This is a genomic window from Blastococcus sp. TF02A-30, from assembly GCF_003319185.1.
Lineage (GTDB): Bacteria > Actinomycetota > Actinomycetes > Mycobacteriales > Geodermatophilaceae > Blastococcus.
Window position 1 is genome coordinate 200004 of the sequence record NZ_QOHJ01000001.1, and the last position, 17573, is coordinate 217576.

General features: G+C 67.4%; 14 protein-coding genes. 6 read left to right on the forward strand and 8 right to left on the reverse strand.

Annotation, left to right across the window (positions count from 1 at the left end; all coding sequences use genetic code 11):
- Window positions 1–36: 36 nt before the first annotated feature.
- The 6 genes from DQ241_RS00925 to DQ241_RS00950 are packed head-to-tail and all read right to left on the reverse strand — an operon-like array spanning window position 37 to window position 5144.
- On the reverse strand, window positions 37–378 hold the full coding sequence (locus DQ241_RS00925) for a hypothetical protein (RefSeq protein WP_113828213.1): 342 nt from the start codon (window positions 376–378) through the stop codon (window positions 37–39).
- Window positions 375–1079, reverse strand: coding sequence for a hypothetical protein (locus DQ241_RS00930; RefSeq protein WP_113828215.1), 705 nt, complete (start codon window positions 1077–1079; stop codon window positions 375–377). The genes DQ241_RS00925 and DQ241_RS00930 overlap by 4 nt, the downstream gene beginning before the upstream one ends.
- Complete coding sequence (locus DQ241_RS00935; RefSeq protein ID WP_113828217.1) at window positions 1079–2272, reverse strand: hypothetical protein; 1194 nt, start codon at window positions 2270–2272, stop codon at window positions 1079–1081. The genes DQ241_RS00930 and DQ241_RS00935 overlap by 1 nt, the downstream gene beginning before the upstream one ends.
- Window positions 2269–3060 (reverse strand): ATP-binding protein, encoded by a 792-nt coding sequence (locus DQ241_RS00940; protein WP_158545847.1) that lies wholly within the window; start codon window positions 3058–3060, stop codon window positions 2269–2271. The genes DQ241_RS00935 and DQ241_RS00940 overlap by 4 nt, the downstream gene beginning before the upstream one ends.
- Window positions 3061–3087: 27 nt before the next feature.
- Window positions 3088–4710 carry a DDE-type integrase/transposase/recombinase gene (locus DQ241_RS00945; RefSeq protein WP_147252306.1) on the reverse strand — a complete coding sequence of 541 codons (1623 nt, stop codon included), beginning with the start codon at window positions 4708–4710 and terminating at the stop codon, window positions 3088–3090.
- Entirely contained in the window at window positions 4710–5144 is a 435-nt protein-coding gene (locus DQ241_RS00950; RefSeq protein WP_147252307.1) for a hypothetical protein, read from the reverse strand. The genes DQ241_RS00945 and DQ241_RS00950 overlap by 1 nt, the downstream gene beginning before the upstream one ends.
- Before the next feature lie 781 nt (window positions 5145–5925).
- Between DQ241_RS00950 and DQ241_RS00955 the strand changes: the two genes are divergently transcribed.
- The gene (locus tag DQ241_RS00955) at window positions 5926–6279 is read left to right on the forward strand and encodes a hypothetical protein (RefSeq protein ID WP_113828225.1); all 354 of its coding nucleotides are present in this window, start codon (window positions 5926–5928) and stop codon (window positions 6277–6279) included.
- A gap of 246 nt (window positions 6280–6525) precedes the next feature.
- Here DQ241_RS00955 and DQ241_RS00960 read toward each other — a convergent pair whose 3' ends face one another.
- On the reverse strand, window positions 6526–9594 hold the full coding sequence (locus tag DQ241_RS00960) for an N-6 DNA methylase (protein WP_113828227.1): 3069 nt from the start codon (window positions 9592–9594) through the stop codon (window positions 6526–6528).
- Between the two features lie 554 nt (window positions 9595–10148).
- On the opposite strand from DQ241_RS00960, the gene DQ241_RS00965 reads away from it, so the two are divergent.
- The 5 genes from DQ241_RS00965 (at window position 10149) to DQ241_RS00985 (ending at window position 16292) form a co-directional block, all read left to right on the forward strand.
- A complete protein-coding gene (locus DQ241_RS00965) occupies window positions 10149–10907 on the forward strand; it encodes a DUF5131 family protein (protein WP_113828880.1) in 759 nt (252 codons plus the stop codon).
- Window positions 10908–11036: 129 nt separating this feature from the next.
- On the forward strand, window positions 11037–12221 hold the full coding sequence (tcmP, locus tag DQ241_RS00970) for a three-Cys-motif partner protein TcmP (protein WP_113828229.1): 1185 nt from the start codon (window positions 11037–11039) through the stop codon (window positions 12219–12221).
- Window positions 12222–12391: 170 nt separating this feature from the next.
- Window positions 12392–13072 carry a restriction endonuclease gene (locus tag DQ241_RS00975; RefSeq protein WP_147252308.1) on the forward strand — a complete coding sequence of 227 codons (681 nt, stop codon included), beginning with the start codon at window positions 12392–12394 and terminating at the stop codon, window positions 13070–13072.
- Between the two features lie 270 nt (window positions 13073–13342).
- Complete coding sequence (locus tag DQ241_RS00980; RefSeq protein ID WP_199583953.1) at window positions 13343–14308, forward strand: DUF2804 domain-containing protein; 966 nt, start codon at window positions 13343–13345, stop codon at window positions 14306–14308.
- Window positions 14309–14384: 76 nt separating this feature from the next.
- Complete coding sequence (locus DQ241_RS00985) at window positions 14385–16292, forward strand: Ig-like domain-containing protein (RefSeq protein ID WP_113828235.1); 1908 nt, start codon at window positions 14385–14387, stop codon at window positions 16290–16292.
- Window positions 16293–16356: 64 nt separating this feature from the next.
- Here DQ241_RS00985 and DQ241_RS00990 read toward each other — a convergent pair whose 3' ends face one another.
- Window positions 16357–17565, reverse strand: coding sequence for an acyl-CoA desaturase (locus DQ241_RS00990; protein WP_113828237.1), 1209 nt, complete (start codon window positions 17563–17565; stop codon window positions 16357–16359).
- Between the last annotated feature and the right edge of the window lie 8 nt (window positions 17566–17573).

The window sequence follows — 17573 nt, forward strand, 5'->3', positions numbered from 1 at the left end:
CTTCACGGTCGCCGAACTTCAACCACCGCGAGTAAGTCAGCGTCCGCGCGGCCAGAGGACGGGCGGCGGCTGACAGTCCTGGTGTTCCACCAGGAACGCCATGACTTCGTCCATGGTGCTCAGCGGCAGCCAATGGCGACTGGTTCGTGTGCGGGCGATCTCATCCTCGGTCAGGCGGTAGGAAGCGAACTCGGGTGCGAAGGGCCAGGCGGCTATGTCGCGTCGCAGGAGGCAGGGGTTGCACCAGGCCGCATAGACCGCCTTCCATAGATGCGCCATGAGCCAGGTCATTCGTTCGACCTCGATGTGCCCATCATCTGTTGCGAAGGCCCCGCTAAGCGCGAGGAAGAAGGAGACATCCCTTCGGCTGGGTGTCATGGGTGAGCGAACCTCGCGGCGTCGGACAGGCGGGGTCGCGAGCCTTCAAGGTGAACGACGCCGACGTTGGCTAGACGTCCGATCACGAAGCGCTGTCGAGTCTCGTTGGCGGTGGTCACTTTCTGGCCGGTGTGAAGCGCGTAGGCGGCCTTGTACTCAGTTGTCTTGAGACCCCGAGCGTGGGCCTGGGCGGTGGCTAGGGAGGCTCGGCTAGCGAGGTGGTCGGCGATGGGGCTGACGCGGCTCTCGCCGTGCTCCCTGACGATCCGGAGCCCGGCGGTGCCCAGACGCTCGTTTGCCACGTGCAGGGCGCTGTTGAGGCGGTCGAGCGGCCAGCCGAGTGCTAGCGCGATGTCGCTGTTCGAGGCAGCGGTCTCACGGTCGTAGAGGACCGCGATGACGGTGGAGGCATCGTCGGCGGTGTGGTCGTCCTGCGGCCGATCGCTGGCAACCGCCCTGCACGCTTCCGGTGCAGCCCTCGGCGCGGCGAACATGGACCGCAACGGGAGCCCGAGCGTGTCGGCCAAGCGGGTGAGCGTAGCGACCCGGATCTCGCCGGGGTCGGGGTCGCCGTCGAGGATGCGTTGCAGTGAGCGGACGGCGATGTCTACGCGGAACGCGATCTCGCTCGGCGCGAGACCGGTCTGCTGGAGTGCTGCTCGGATTGCCGTCAGGTCGAAGACGGACGCGGCGTTAGTCATCAGAGGCTCCGTACGTCGAGGCCGAGGCGGTGGAGCACTCGGGTGGAGTTCGTGGAGTGATCGCTTCGCAGGTTGCGGCCGTCGATCGGGAGCCCCAGGTCACGGCGAGCGTCGATCAGCACCTCCAGGTGGCGTCGCTCGCCGCGGAGGTTGAGGTAGGAATCGCCTGGTCGGGCGCCTTCGGCTATGCGGCGCAGGAGTTGAGCGGCGAGCAGTGGGCGCGCTAGCGAGGGAATTGGGCGGCCTACGAGCACGCCTCGGTCGAGGGCGCGGTCGATCGCCTCGACCGTGACAGACGGGAGTGGCTGCGCTCCGATGCCCAGCAGGTAGAGCGCCGTGGTCGCGGAGCGCTCCGGGCGGATGTAGGCCCCCAGCGCCCGCCAGTCCTTATCCGTCGGATGGAGTCCGCGATTGCAGGAGAGGACGCCAAGCAGTCGGTCGGGGTGGGCGTGGAGGAGATGGCCGCGGCTGAAGAAGGCGCTCTGCGTTGCACGCAGCGCGACCATCATGGATGCGGTTGTCACCGCGTTCGCGGTCTCGCTGTCAAGGTAGGCGATGACCGCCTCCGGCTCGGGCCGAACAGTCAGCGCACCTTGGTAGGTGCGGACGTAGTCAGCGTCGATGGCTTCGAACCGTTCGCGGGTGTTTAGTTCGCGTGACCGGTAGCGGAAGAGCAGGAAATCCGCGACTGGCAGATGGCTGAGGTCGTACGCGTCCTCGGAGACGGTGGAAATGTCTCCTGCGGTGGTCGCCCGCTCCTGACTGGCGAGCCAGGCGGTCCAGTCCAGTGGCCGGGTCGGCAGTCCAGTGCTCTCAAGGCGATGGCGTGTCGCCCCAAGGTGCCCCGGCTCGCACACCAGCACGAGGTCTGTGCCCTCGGGCAGTAGGCCGAGGAGTGTCGCGATGGTCCGAGTGCGCGCCTGCTGGGCGTCCAGTAGCGCTACCGACTCGATGCCATGCGCTTTGACCCATACGGGCGCGTACGTGCGGTGCTCCGAGGTACGGGTGGTGTTGCCACCCGCAACACGGACGTCTTTGCCCATCGCCTGAAGTAGCGCCAGGGCGACCGCACCCGGCTGTGTCTCCCTTGGAGCCAAGTGAAGGAGGAGGGCGCCCGTCTCGGGACCGAAGCGGCCCGAGAGATGTCGGGAGGGGATGGTGCCGGTGGGCGCCTCCACGATGCCGATGCTCATGCGATGTCCGTTCCGAGCATGGAGCGGAGCAGGCGGACATCATCCCGCGTGAGGCCGGTCGCCTTGTTGGCCGAGGTGCTGTCCGGCAGAAAGCGGATGTGCTTACCGATTTGGTGCCAGGCACGGATGCTCCGGCGGGCGATCCGCTCATTCATCTTCTGGATGATCTTGGGGTCGGTCAGCGCCAGGCGAGGGTGTTGTGCTCCTGCGATCGCGATGACGTCTTCGACGTCGCTGATGAGGTCGAAGGACACCCAACGGGCGATCCGACCGCGAACCTCCTCAGCCCGAGCGAGTTCACGGCGCACGTCGCAGCCGACGAGCAGAAGAGGAAACGGTGTGTCTCGCGTAGCGGCGGCATCCCACAAGTAGCGGAGTTGCTGCGCCCCTTGCAGGCCGACGTGGTGAACCTCGTCCGCGATGAGGCCGATGTCCCCATCACAGAGGCGGTCGACCAGGGTGGTGCTCATCAGGCGCTCGGTTCCGCCCGCGGGGCGCTGGAAGACGGCTTCGTAGACCGTTGCGATGAGGTCCCGCGGGTGGGCCCGCAGGGGAAGGACGCAGTAGCGCCACTTGCGCTTGGACTGGGCAGCGGCGTACGCGCATGCAGTGGTCTTGCCGGTTCCTGCGGGTCCGTCGAAGCATGTGATGTCGAGCAGTTCATCCATCATGCGGAACGCCTGAGCGGCGGCCTGAAGCGTGAACGTCTGCCCCACGCTGGCCGGAACGGGGGGCAACGCTCCGGCCCTGCCGAGAAGCGGGGTCATGGCGGCTGGTGAGTTGGTCATATCGGTCTCCGTTGTCGCGAACATGGGTCAGAAGTCCAGGTCGTCGGTGCCTGTGCGGCTCAAAGCGCCGGTGCTGATGACCTGGAGGTCGTTGCGTTTCTGTGCGCGTGCACTGGCAGCCCGTTTCATGGCTCCAGATGGCTGGGAGCGCTTCTGCTCCTTGCGCGTCTTCTGGCTCGACGGCGTCGGGCCGAAGTCGCGGTCGTCCTCGCTCATCTGCGGAGACGCGTTGTGCTTGGCTGCGGCTTCGGCGTCGGCTCGGGCGATTTCTTCCAGGGACGTGCGCATGGTGCGGAACGCCTGGCGCCTCTCGTTGCTGGCCTTCGCGGCCTCCTCGGCATCGAGCATCTGGGTCCAGTGGGCTCGGCCGACGTACTCGCCATTGGTCGTGTAGACCTCGACGAACTCGAGGCGCGAGGGCAGGTGGCGCACGAGCACGCGCTTCCCTTCTACGACCGACTTCCAGGAGTCGCCGAAGAGGACCTCGCCGGTGTCGGTGTCGACCCCAGCGGGCACCCGCTCGTCGGCAGTGAGGCTGTAGAAGCGCCGCTCCCACTGGACACGTCCCCGCGTGACCACGCGGCTCTCCTCCTGGAGCATGGAGGCGCGGATAGCCTGAGCGTCGGCTCGTTCAATGGGGTTCGACTGGCTCGCCCACTCCTCGAACGGTGTCTTGCCGTTGATGCCGCTGTGGGATCGGTCGAAGTTGTACTCCCTGAACGAGCGGACGACCTCCGCCTGGAGCCCCGCCAGGGACAGCAAGCCCTCGGGACTGAGTGGCTGTGCGTCCTTGCGAGGGTCGTTCGGTACGTAGGTGCTGCGATCGAACCCCGGGAGGGCTGGCAGGTACTCGTTCTTGATCGTGCGGTGCCAGCGCTCGATCTTTCCGTTCTGGTGGGGGCTGTACGCCTCGGTGAACGAGCGGTTCACGCCTTCACGGATCAAACCGAGAGTGAGTGCGTGCGTCACGAGGTCGCCGCCGCGATCGGAGTGCAGGCTTTCCGGCCGTCCTCCGACGAAGACCCCCTCTGCGGTGGTGTATCCCTCCATCGCCGCCGCCAGAGTTTCCGCCGACTCCTCGGTCGACGGCGTGCGGGGGCCGATCGTGAAAGCCATGACCATGCGGGTGGCCGAGTCCAGAACCGTGGTCATCCACGGCTTGCGGACGCCACCGTCCGGCATGACAACCCAGATGGGGAGCAGCGTGTGGTCGATGGACCACTCCTCGTTGCGAGCCAGGGCGCGGCGTTCGGTCGTCGGCAGCGAGTCGCGCAATGCCTGGTAACCGCCGCGGGCACCGCACAGCAGGCGCTGGTCGAACTCGGCAGCGAAGTAGCGCTGCATGGTCCGAACACTGACGCCAGGATCCTGGCCCTTGCGGCACAGCGCCTTGTGCATCTGCGCGACCGAGCCCTTGTGGCGGACAAGGTGAACAGTCAGATCGGCGTCCGGCCTCCACGGCGCGCGCGGAGCCCGCACGTACCCGCGCTCGATCATCCGGCGAATCCGTCGCGTGGAGCAGTTCAAGGCGATAGCAGCGCGCTGAACGTCCCGGTTGCTCACGAACCCCCACTGCTCCTTCAAGCGAAGAAGGGTCGACAGGACGCTCTCCTCCAGTTCCGGCGAGGCGGCGGTGGCGGTGGACGGCATCACCGATCACCTCCGAGGCGGAACGGGTCATTCGGCGTGGGCGCCAGCCGGGCCCAGGGCTTTCGGGCGCTCGACAGGCGTGCCAGGTGCATGGCGTTGATCGGAAGCAGGCGCACACCCACGAACTCGGCTCCGAACCGAGCGCGTCCGGCCGCGGTATACCGCTGGGTCTGCTCCTCCCACGCGCCCGGCAGCCGCCGAGTCGCGGTGCGCGCGGTCTTCAACTCGTCGAAGAAGACGAGCCCGACCTCGGAGTTGGCCCACGCAAGATCGACAGGACCTCGACCCGTCTCGTACTCCACACCGAGCAGCCGCCACGGCGGCGCCGGGGCAAGTGCGCTCAGGTACCGGTAAGCGAGGCTCACGGCCTCGGTGGCGATGACACGGCGACGGTTGAAGTTGGCGTCCAGCAACGCCTTCGCCATCGCGGTCATCCGCGGCAGCAACGACGAGGCCGGTCCCTCGTGAAGCAAAGGAGCGTGCGTCGACACCAGTGCGTGAGTGAGCAGGCCAACGTCGGCCGACTCCTTTCCCGTCAGCGGGGATCGCAGTGCCCTCGCTGGGCCGATCACCGCCAGGTCGCCCGTGGTTGAGCGGCGCCGCGCAGCCGGACGGGCTGTGTCATCGGTGCGTCGCTCCGTGTCGGTGGCGACAGGAGGCGGCACGATGAACAGGCGGGGGTACGCGTCTCGCGCTGCGGGTTGACCGACAGTCGCCGAGTCATCGGTCGAGTCATCAGTCAAAGCGAAGAACGAGACGGGGCCCCTGTGAAGCCCTCTCCCACTGGGGGGTGATGCCGGTTCGGTGGACTCGTCAGGAGCCACGTCCGGCTTGCGGTTCTCGGTCACTACAACGGAATCAGCCCGTTGTGGACCGATTCGGCGAGTTGACTGACCTATGACACGTCAGACAGTCATAGGTCCCTGAGCAGCGGAGATGAACCGAGGTGCTTAACGGTAGGTATGCAGGACTGGGACGAGGCGGGTATGAGAGCCCACACAGGGTTGCCGACCGATGACACCGACGACTCGCCGCGTGGCTCCTGACGGCACGAAACTCGCCTTCGAGGGCGCACGTCCCTCTTCTGGGGGAAGCCGCGGTGCCCCCGCAAGGGACGTCACCGGACGGGTCCGGTGCGTCGAATGCCTAGAACTGCTTCCCGAAGACCACGGACTCAGCCCCTACTGCGCGACCTGCAAGGACCTCTCCCGCCGCATGGCATGGCAGCGCCGAAACCGGAACCGGCAGGGCGCCACGACCATGCGCCGCCAACTCCGTCAGGAGCCCCACTGGGAAGGCCAGGGCTACACCTACGGACGCAGCGGGCTCTACATCGACGCGGCGCTCCTCACCGACCTTCGCGAGGCCGTCCAAGGAAGCCTCGCGACCCATGTCACCTGGGCAGAACTCGCGAACGAACCCTTCGACGAGGCGAAGGCCCGGCAGTACCAGCAGGGCCTGAAGGACGCCCTCCGGGCGATCGCAGACGCGAACGAGGTACTTAAAGGGCCTTTCTGGCCGAGGGCTGACCGCACTTCGCGGCCGACGGGTGGAGAACCGAACCAGTAGCGGCCCGTCGCGAGAGGGTGAGGCTTGTCGTCCTTCGCCAGCCGTTTACCGGCCGCTTCACCGGCCCTGCGACCGAGAGCGGCGATCCGTCGCTATACCCGGGAGATGTTCACTCAGGGTTGGCTACTGTCCGCACGGCTGTCCTGGAAATGGCCGAAGGGGGAGACGTCCCGACGATGACTACACCGGTGGCTGCTGCGGCCCCGAGCAGGACCGTGCCTGTTGGCCGCGGTCGTCCGACACCCGCTATACCACAGCGGGCAGGATCCGCCCAACGACCTTTTCGATGACCTCGGCGATGCCCGCGGCCAGTAGACCCGAGCGAACGGCCGCTCGGGTCTTCTTGAAGTCGGGTTCGAGGCTCACCGTCGCCGCGACGCCTTCCGCGTCGGCCACCCGAGCGATGAGTTCGCGATGGTCGGGGTTCGACTCGTCGAAAGCCGGAAACGGAACGCTGAAGACGTTCTTGTCGAAGTCGCGCGGGCCAAACAAACCCAGCGCCTGGAGCGGTGTCACGCGGTCAAGAAGCGTCCGCGAGTTGAGAATGCCGGTGAGGTAACGACCCTCCCCGATGGACCGGACCGGCGCCCAGTACAACTTGTGCTCAATCAGCGTGCTGGGGTCCTCCAGACGCGCCGCAGCAAGCGTGTTTCCGGATGCGGAGTAGACGACACGGTGCCCGGCTGTGGGCAGTTGAGCAGACAACTGCCCATGAAAGTCAAGACGATCCAAGAGCGCCGACTTGTCGCTCTTGGATTTGTTGGCCTCCCACCGCGCTTCGGCTTCCTCCCACCACGACGCCAATCCGGGATGGTCATCAATCTCTCCGCGGACCATCAGCCGGTCGGTACGGACCGGCAAGACCGCCAGCAGAGGTTCGAGCAGACGGTAAGGAACCAGGGTCTCGCCCAAATGGATCGGCCGAACATAGTCCGACTCCACCGGCCGCTCGATCGTTTCGACGTTTCTCCAAGGCGGCTTCTCTGTCGTGGTGCGCCGCGACTTGACCCGGCGTCGCCCCGCTCCAGCGCCCAGCGGTCCTGCTGCTGCGTCCTCGGCCACGAACAACACTCGGGGCACGAAGATGGCCCCCTGGCGGAACAGCCGCTTGTAGGGCGAAGACGGGATGTCAGTCGTCGAATCGATGGCCTGGACCGAGCCGGGCTCGATGGTGAACCGGTCTGCGACGTCGGCCCAGGTCCCGCTGGGCGACGACAGTCGAGCGGTCCATCGGAGGACCTCCGTTGTCATGCGCCGTCCAGAACCGCTGGTGTGGTCTCCTCGGACGACGCAAGACACCATCGGGAAGCCTGTTGGTGCCTTGGAGAGGTCCCAGGGCACGTCGAACGCGACATCGAGGCTGGCTGTCTGTGCGTTGTTCGGGGACCAGCGTCCGGAGCGGAAGCCGGTGTGCGGAAGGCGGGTGAGGGTTCCGTGCGGCATGACGAAGGCGAACGTGCCGCCCGTGCGCAGGTACAACTCGACGGCCCGCACCACGAACAGGGTCGAGAGGTCTCGACCGGAGGCGCCGAGCCCGCCGGAGAGCAGTTGGCGTGGCTCGCAGAGCATCTTGTAGCGGTCCTGCATCGCGGCGGTCATCTTCGAGTAGCGCAGCCAGGGTGGGTTGCCGATGAGGACGTCCACCCGGTTGTCGGGCTCGGCGAGCCAGATCGGTCGGATGAGGTTGCGGACGTAGTAGCCCCAGATGTGGTTCCTGCCGGTACTTGCGAGCAGGCGCATGACCGAGAAGGTCTCTCTGAGCGTTTGCCGATCTGCGTCGTCGATGCCGTATCGCCGGAGGATGGGGTCCACAAGGGTCCGGTCGAGGCTCTTGCTTGTGTCTAGCGCCTTGTCCGCCATCTCGGACACCAGTCGGTCGAACGCGCCCGCGTCGTGAAGAACTGAGCGCGGGAAGACCAAGTTCTCAGCGCCGTAGAGCCCACCGCCACCCTCGCCGGTGAGTTCATCGGTCGTGGTGCTGATGGAGACGTGGTCGTCGCTACGAAACAGATCCTTGTTCTGTTCCCACTGCAAGGAATCGCCGAGGTACACGGGAACGGAGAAGGCCGGACGGTCGGGTGCACTCAGCCGGTCGGAGCCGATGGCCAGCAAGTAGGTGACGCGGGCGAGGGTCACCGCGACTGGATGGATCTCCATGCCAATGACCCGAGTTGTCAGTTCGGCCACGGCCTTCCCGGTCGGCATCTCGGCCGCTTCAGCGGCCGCGAGGAAGGCGCGAGCGGCATGAAAGACGAAGGTTCCCGAACCACAGGACGGGTCGAGCACTCGCTGGTTCAAAGGGTCGCTCACCGTGGCATCGACCATGCGATCGGCCAGCCAGTCGGGGGTGTAGTACTCCCCCAGGCTCGCCCGGTCTTCGGCGGTGATGACCGACTCGTAGAGGTGCTTGAGCACGTCGTGCTCGACATGCGACCAGTCGAACCGGGAGATGCGGTCGGCCAGAGTTCTAATGAACGCCTCACCCCCGTCGACGTTCAGGAGCCAGTCGAAGAAGTCTGCCTCCACCACGCCTCGGACTTGAGACTCCTCGAAGGCCGTGCCGGAGATCAGCGCGGTAGGTGTGATGTCGCTGGCCGCCGATACGTCGATGCCAACCACGGCGTGCGCGATGACTTCGGCCGTCATCACGAGGAGGGTGTGGTCGATGAATGTCGAGTCATCGTTGCGGAACGCAGACCCGAACGCCGTGCGGAGCAGTCGCGCCCACAAGGTCCGTTTCATCCGAACCTCGGGCAAGTCCTGGCCCTTGTCGTACAGAGCCATCAGCGCAGCGTGGTCCAGCAGGTGCGCAGGGGACCCGGCTCCGAGGCGCTGGTCGATCTCCTCCGGTGACGGCGTCACCCCGGATTCGGTGGCGAGAATGGCCTCCAGCCAGTCCAGCAGTCTCTCCGGGTCAGCCGCGCTCGCGATGAGCGTGGCGACGGGGACGAGTTTGTCGTCCCGGAGGTCGTAGAGCACCCATTCCGTGCCGTCAGTAAGGACTCCAACGTAGCGGCGCTGGTGGAGGGCCGTGCGATCGACTACGTACCCAGCCAACTGGATCTCGGCGTCCCGACGGATTCCACCAGGACGCAGATCCTTCTTGACTTCGATGACGCAGTGCCCGACGGCGACATCGAGGCGCCTCCTGGTGCCGTCCCCTGTGGGCACCTCAAGGCGGACCACCTGATCGGGCTGCAAGTTCAGCGAACCCGTTAGCAGGGCGTAGATGTCGGCCTGTACGTCCGCTTCCGTTCGGACGGTGTCTCGTAAGACCAACCGTCGAACAACGACCTCCGCACCGGCCTTGGACACCCCTGGACCTCCCCGCGAAGCAGGGCGTCCCTGCCTACCAACCGGACATTACCTCTGGGTCAACTGAGCAGAAGCCACGAAGCGCACTGGCCAACTCCATACGCCGAGTCATGGACCGCGGGCGTCCGGCGGGTCTGGGGCCGCTTGCCCCTTGACTCTGTTGAACTGACGGAGTGACTGACATCGGGTCATCGAGCCTCGCCCGGTCGCACTCGTGACGGGAGCCAGCCGGACGGCTGGGATCGGTGGCGCGATCGCGCTCGACCTCGTGTGGGAACGCGTGACGACATCGCGGCTGTAGTCACCTTTCTGCGCTCAGCCCGCGGCGGGTGGATCAACGGCCAACTGCTACGCAGCGACGGTGGTCTGACCGCTTCAGGGTGAGCCAACCGGGGATGGGTGCGGGCCTGCGAAGGTCGGTATCGAACGTTTGTTCGATCTACGCTACCCTCGACGTGGCTCGCGAGTCGTCCGCCGGGTACTCCGACCAGATCGGCCATGCGCGGCGACGGGGCGTTAGCGTCCACGCAGCGATCGTTGGGGGGTGAGTGGGCTTGGCTGCCGGAACCACCATTGAGTGGACCGAGGTCACCTGGAACCCCTCAACAGGGTGCGACAAGGTGTCCGTCGGGTGTGACAACTGCTATGCGCTGACCCTCTCCCGCCGGTTGAAGGCGATGGGGGCGACCAAGTACCAGAAGGACGGCGACCCTCGGACTAGCGGACCGGGCTTCGGGGTTGCGGTGCACCCGGACGCCCTCATGACGCCGTACTCGTGGAAGCAGCCTCGCCTTGTCTTCGTGAACAGCATGAGCGACCTGTTGCACGCAAGGGTGCCCATCGGCTTCGTGCGGCAAGTGCTGCGCGTGATCGCAGACACCCCACAGCACACCTACCAGTTGCTGACCAAGCGGTCGTCCCGGCTCCGCAAGGTTGCCGACCAGTTGGACTGGCCCGAGAACCTGTGGGTTGGTGTCAGCGTCGAGAATGCCGACGCCATGAACCGCATCGACGACCTGCGCCAAGTTCCGGCCGCCGTCCGCTTCCTCTCGTGCGAACCGCTGCTCGGGCCGCTCGACGGCATCGACCTCGATGGCATCGACTGGGTGATCGCAGGAGGGGAGTCGGGCCCCCGTCACCGCCCCATGGACTCCCACTGGGTTACCGGCCTTCGAGATGCATGCTCAGAGGCCAGCGTCCCCTTCTTCTTCAAGCAATGGGGCGGCAGGACACCGAAGGCCAACGGGAGAACCCTTGACGGCCGCGTCCACGACGAGATGCCACCGCGATCGATGATCAAGACCGCGCCGTAGATCGTCCTCCCTGTCCCGCTCACCGGCTTCCCTGGATCCCCACCGGGCGGTCTGTCGGGGGCGGCATGTCGGTGCTCTGTGTCACCGTTAGGTCGTGCGGGCCGCTGCCCGCCTGACCCAGGGGGTGGCATGGCCGCAGGAAGCGGCTCGGGATTCTTTGCGGAGCGCAAGGCCCCGGCGGTACTGAAGCATGCGCTATTGGCCCAGTATGTTGCCCCGTTCCTCGGCATGACGGGGTCAACAAGCGCGAACGGACGGGTGGTCTTCTTCGACGGCTATGCGGGAGCCGGTCGCTACGCCGACGGCACACCGGGTTCGCCCCTCCTGGCGATGGCAACCGCGAGGAAGCAGTTGCCAAACAGAATTCTTGATTGCGTCTTCGTCGAAAAGGACCGCAAATCCTTCGAGGCGCTGGACAAGATCACTCAAGGGTTCCGAGCGCAGGGCGTCCGGTGCGCTGCCCTACACGGCTCCGTCGAGGAACACATCGAGAGCACCATCCATCGCGCCACCGGTGCACCTCTGTTCATGTTCCTGGACCCATTCGGGGTTCCCCTGCCCTACCCGACGCTCGTGGGCGCCATGACTGGCCAGCGCTCTGCCGTCAGACCTCCCACCGAGGTCCTCCTCAACCTCAGCGACAAGGCCATCCGTCACATCGCAGGCCAGTTGAAGTCCGGCGCCAAGGACCGAAGCGCACTTCCCCGCCTGGACATCGCGCTGGGTACGTGGTGGAGGGACACCTTCCTCGGAACCTGTAACGCCACCGGAGATACCGAAACCGCAGTCCAAGCGGTCGTCGACGAGTACGCCGTGCGTCTTGGCCGCGACACGAACAGCACCGTCATCTCAGTCCCAGTCCACACCCGCAAAGGGCACCTGCCGCTGTACCACCTCGTATTCACGACGCGCAGCCCCTATGGCGTCTGGGTCTTCGCAGACGCCCTCGCCCAGGCCCAGCGGGAGTGGCGCAAGGTCCAGTTCGAGGAAGAGGGCGACGAAGACCAGGACTCCGTCCTGTTTAAGACCGACGATCTTCTTGCCGCGGATGAGGAGCGGCTCAAGGCAGCTGGGATAGCAGCGATCGAGCGCAACCTGCTGGACCTGCTCGAACGCGAGTCCTCCTTCCGCCTCCTCGACCACCCTTACGACATCTATGGGAAGACCTGGTTGGGCCTGGCTCGCGAGACGTGGGTGCGCCAGGCGATCAAGAACCTGAACAAGCGCGGTCTCACGTCCTCAGACGGCGTCGGGCCCAAGATCCGAGACCTTCGAGTCGAGCGCCCACGACGCCATACCCCACCCGCTGCATAACGTCGGCAGCCTTGACCCCTACCTAAGGGCCGTGAGCCATACCAAGCCCCATCAAGATGTGAAGGTGAGATCGAGCAGATGGACGGCGTCTTCGGAGGAAGTCGGTGACTTCTCGTCGTTATGACGGCCAGGAGCCTGCGAGACCGATTGCTCCAGGCGTCTACGTCTCCGTGCACCGGGCTGACAGTGCTAACCCAGCGTCGAATGCGGTCATCAACACTTGGCAGGACGCCGAACGCTTGGCTGCCTCGCACATGCGACGGCTCGGCTTCGAGGACGCGCGCGTCACAGCCGCAGGCGCAGACGGTGGCCTGGACGTCGTGGCAACCGGCGCGGTCGCCCAGGTCAAGTTCCAATGGTCCAAGACGGGCAGACCTGCTGTGCAGGCACTGCACGGGGTCGCGACGGCACACCAAGCCGAAGCGCTGTTCTACGCAACCGACTACACGCAGCAGGCCCTGACGTACGCCAACAACACTGGGATCGCCCTCTTCCTCTTCGATGACACCGGCGACGTTGCACCCATCACCAAGGCTGGTCATGCGCTCGCAGGACGCTCCCCTTCGTCAACGCCGAAGATGGGGTTCCTGGCGCGAGGTCGGGCTGATCGTTATCGGTACGAAGCGGAGGCGCTTCGCAAGAAGTTGGGCTCCCTGACCGCGCAGATGCAGAAACAGACCCAGGCGCGCTCACCAAAGAAGCGCGCGGCTGCGGGCCATGCCGCCGCTGCGTTACTCAACGCTGGACAAGTGTTGGACAAGATGGAGGTCCTCCCACCGCAGGACCGTCGCCGCGAGGACTACCTCGATGTAGCAAGAGGCGCGCTTGCCATGGCGAAGAAGTGGCTCTGAGACTCAGTTGAGTCTCCACTCCGCCTGAGCAGCGAAAGCCCTGGCGTCGGCGCGTAGTCGATGACCACGTCTCTACGACAGCACCTGTCACCGAGCCTGTGGAAAAACGACACGCCGCTGTCACCGGTGACGCATCCTGTCGCGAGCGGTGACGATCGCGCGTCGCCCCACAACCCGAGAGCCCCAGGACCGCCACGGTCCTGGGGCTCTCCGCGTCGACGCGGCCGGTGGTGGTTCCACGGGAAACACCGCTCGCTAGCGTCCCAGCCCGTGCCCGAGCGCGAGATCACCGAGCCCGTCGACCTGTGCGGCCCCGACGGGCGGCTGAACCCGGCCGCGGTCGGGTGGACCCGCCGGCCGCTGCACCGCGCCAATCTCCGCGGGTGGGGCCGCACCAAGCGCTGGGAGTACTGGGGTGTCGTCACCCCCACCCACGTGCTGGGCCTGGTCGTCTCCTCGCTGGACTACGCCGCCCTGCTCTCCCTCTACCTGTTCGACCGCGCCACCGGTGAGGAGATCGCCCACGACGACGTCGTCCCGCTGGCCCGCGGCGTGCAGCTCCCGGAGCTGACCGGCACGGGCTCCGGCCGCGGCCGGGAGCTCGCGCTGGCGTTCGAGGCCTCGGCAGGGTCGACGACGCTGCGCGCCACCGGGCCCGACGTCGCCGTGGACCTGGAGGTGGCGCCGTCCACCGAGAGCCTCGGCGTCGTCGTCCCGTGGAGCGCGAAGCGGTTCCAGTACACGGTCAAGGACGTCGCCCGGCCGGTCGCCGGGCGGCTGGCCGTCCGCGGCGTCGAGGTGCCGGTGGGCGAGGGGGCGTTCGCCGTGCTCGACTCCGGTCGCGGCAGGTGGCCGTACGCGATCACGTGGAACTGGGCGGCCGGCAGCGCCGCGGGCGGGCGCGGGTTCACCGTGGGCGGGAAGTGGACCGACGGCACGGGCACGACCGAGAACGCGCTGCTGGTCGACGGGCGGCTGCACCGGATCGGCGAGGAACTGCGCTGGGAGTACGACCGGGCGGACTGGCTGCGGCCGTGGCGGATCAGCGGCCGGACCGTGGAGGCGCGGTTCCACCCGTTCCACGAGCGCGTGGCGCGGATGAACCTGGGGATCATCGCCTCGGAGACCCACCAGTGCTTCGGCGAGTTCAGCGGCTGGGCCACGACCGAGGACGGCGAGCGGGTGCCGCTGGACGGCCTCGTCGGCTGGGCGGAGGAGGCCCGGAACCGGTGGTGAGCCGAGCTCAGGAACCCGGTGTTGTGGCGGCGGTCACCCTCAGCTAGGAAGAGGGCCCCGATACCGAGGAGTACCCGTGCCCTCTCGTGCCAGGCGACGGACGACGACGTCCGTCGTCGCCGCGCTCGCGCTCAGCGCGACCTTCGCCGCCACCGCCCCGTCGGCCGTGGCCGCCCCCAGCAAGGCCGAGCCGGTCTCGCTGTTCCCGAGCAACTCGCTCACCGTGCCCGACCGCGCCCAGCTCACCGGCCTGCGGGTGAACCTGCCGGCCGAGGGCTGCGGGCCGGCCGTCACCTGCGGCCTGGTGGAGCGGCTCGACCAGCTCGACGGGTTCGACCTGGACCCGCGGATCGCGATCCGCTTCTCGAAGCCCGTCGACCCGGTGCAGGCCGCGCAGCAGGTCACCGTGCAGGCCGCGCGCGGCGGCTGGCGGACCGGCGTGGACCGCGTCGTCTACGACCAGGCGACCTCCACCCTCTACGCGCACCCGGCCGAGCAGCTGGCCCCCGGCACGACCTACACGCTCAAGGTGCAGGGCGGGCCGGCCACCAAGGCCGCCCAGGACACCTTCACGACCCTCAGCGCCACCGACGGGCTCCAGGACCTCCAGCGGCAGATCGACGTCGGTGGGCGGGCGCTGAGCGCCGTCGGCATCCGGCCCGGCCTGAAGGTGGACGGGGTGTTCCCGGTCGGGAAGAGCAGCGGCACGGCGGTGGCCTACCAGGCCGACGCGGGGCCGGTCGATCCCGCGCCGGCGGCCGTGCCCACCGACCAGCTCCCTGCGGGCAGCAGGGTGGTCTTCGGCTCGTACCTCGCGCCGAACTGGCTGCGGCCGGACGTCACCATCCGCCAGACCCCCACCCGCGACCTCGGTCCGCTTCCCGTGAGCGCCGCCCGGCTGCCGTTCGTCGCCGTCCTCCCGCCGGGCAGCGCCCCGGCCGACGGCTGGCCGACCGCCGTCTTCGGGCACGGCTTCACCGCCTCGAACACCTCGGTCTTCCTCGCCGCGACGGTCAACGCCGCCAGCGGCGTCGCGACGATCGGCACCGACGTGGTCGGTCACGGGTTCGGACCCGGCAGCACGTGGCAGGTCACCAGCAACGGGACGACGACGACCCTCCCCGCGTACGGCCGCGGGGTGGACCAGGACGACCCCGACACCGCCATCGGGAGCACCGAGGGCTCGTCGGCGACCGGGGCTGCGGCCGCCGCGTCCTCGCGCGACGCGCTGCGGCAGACCGCGGCCGACATCATGACGCTGGTCCGCTCCCTGGGCGGCTCGGACGTCGACGGCAACGGCACCGCCGATCTGTCCGGCAAGGGGGTGACCTACTTCGGCCAGAGCTTCGGTGGCATCTACGGCACCATGCTCACCGGCGCCGACCCGAAGATCGCCCGCTCCGTGCTGAACGTGCCCGGCGGTCCGGTCACGGAGATCGCGCGGCTGTCGCCGTCCTTCCGTGGGCTCACGGCGCAGTCGCTGGCCGCGGCCGGGCTGCTCAACGGGAGCACGGACCCGGCCCGGCCGTACTTCACCGAGCAGCTGCCGCTGCGCGGTGAGGGCCCGGTGACCGCCACCGTGCCCGGGGCGCTGGCCATCCAGGACTACCTCGCGAAGTCGACGTGGCTCACCCGGCCGGGCAGCCCGGAGACCTTCGCCCCGCTGATCGAGCCCGAGCGGGTGCTGGTGCAGGTGGCCTACGGTGACCGGACGGTCCCCAACCCGACGTCGTACACGCTCGTCGACGCGGGGGACCTCTGGTCGCGCACCAGCCTGTACCGCAACGACCGGACCGCGCAGCGCGGCGCCAACCCGCACTCGTTCCTGCTCGACCTGGGCGGCTTCCCCGGGCAGGCCATCCAGGGGCAGACGCAGGTGGCGGCGTTCCTCAAGGCCGGCCAGGTGATCGACCCCGACGGCGCCGGACCGGTGTGGGAGGTGCCGATCGCGGACCCCGCGACGCTGCTCCGGCTGAACTTCTAGCGCCGGGACGCACCGAGGCCCAGGACCGGATCGGTCCTGGGCCTCGGTCGTGCAGGGGTGCGGATCAGGCGGCGGCGGCCGCGGTCCACTCCTGCTGCAGGCGGCGGCGCGTGCGGCGGTCGCCGGTCACGGCCTGGTAGAGCTTGCCCAGCTGCGAGGGCAGGTTCTTCCGGTTGGTGGCGTCCAGCCAGCCGTTCGGCAGCGACAGCCGGATGATCTTGTGCCAGGCCGAGCCGACCTGCTGGGGCAGCGGGGCGGAGTGGTAGTTCAGCCCGTAGCGGTCGAAGATGTCCTTGATCTTCGGCGCGATCTCGGCGTACCGGTTGCTCGGCAGGTCCGGGAACAGGTGGTGCTCGATCTGGTGCGACAGGTTCCCGGTCATGATGTGCATGGCCTTGGAGCCGGAGATGTTGGCCGAGCCGAGCATCTGCCGCAGGTACCACTCGCCGCGGGTCTCGCCCTCGATCGACTTCTTCTCGAAGGTCTCCACGCCCTCGGGGAAGTGGCCGCAGAGGATCACCGAGTTCGACCAGAGGTTGCGCACGATGTTGGCGGTGAAGTTCGCGGCCAGCGTGGAGACGAAGTTCGGGCCCGACAGCAGCGGGTGCAGGACGTAGTCCTTGCGCACCTGCCGGCCGATCTTGCCGAGCACGGCCTTGGCGCGCTTGCGGAACTCCGGGTCCTTGGTCTGCTTCTTGGCGATGACCGCACCGAGCTCGAGGTCGTAGGCGGCGATGCCGTACTCGAAGAAGCAGGCGTTGATGAAGCTCCACACCGGCTGGCCCAGGTGGAACGGCGTCCACGGCTGGTCCTCGTCCACGCGCATGATGCCGTAGCCGAGGTCGTTGTCCTTGCCGACGACGTTCGTGTACGTGTGGTGCAGCTCGTTGTGCGAGTGCTTCCACTGGTCGGCCGGGCTGGCCATGTCCCACTCCCAGGTCGTGGAGTGGATCTTCGGGTCGCGCATCCAGTCCCACTGCCCGTGCAGGATGTTGTGCCCGATCTCCATGTTCTCGAGGATCTTGGCGACCGACAGGCCGATGGTCCCGACGATCCAGGCCGGCGGGAAGCCCGAGGCGAGCAGCACCGCGCGGCTGCCCAGCTCGATCTTGCGGTGGACGTCGATGACCTTGCGGATGTACTTGGCGTCGTTCTCGCCGAGGCTGTCGCGCACCTCCTGGCGGATGGTGTCGAGCTCCTTGCCGATGAGCTCGATGTCCTCGGCGGTGAGGTGGGCGATCGGGTTCTCGGGCTTCTTCTGGATGACGGTCATGTCCGGGC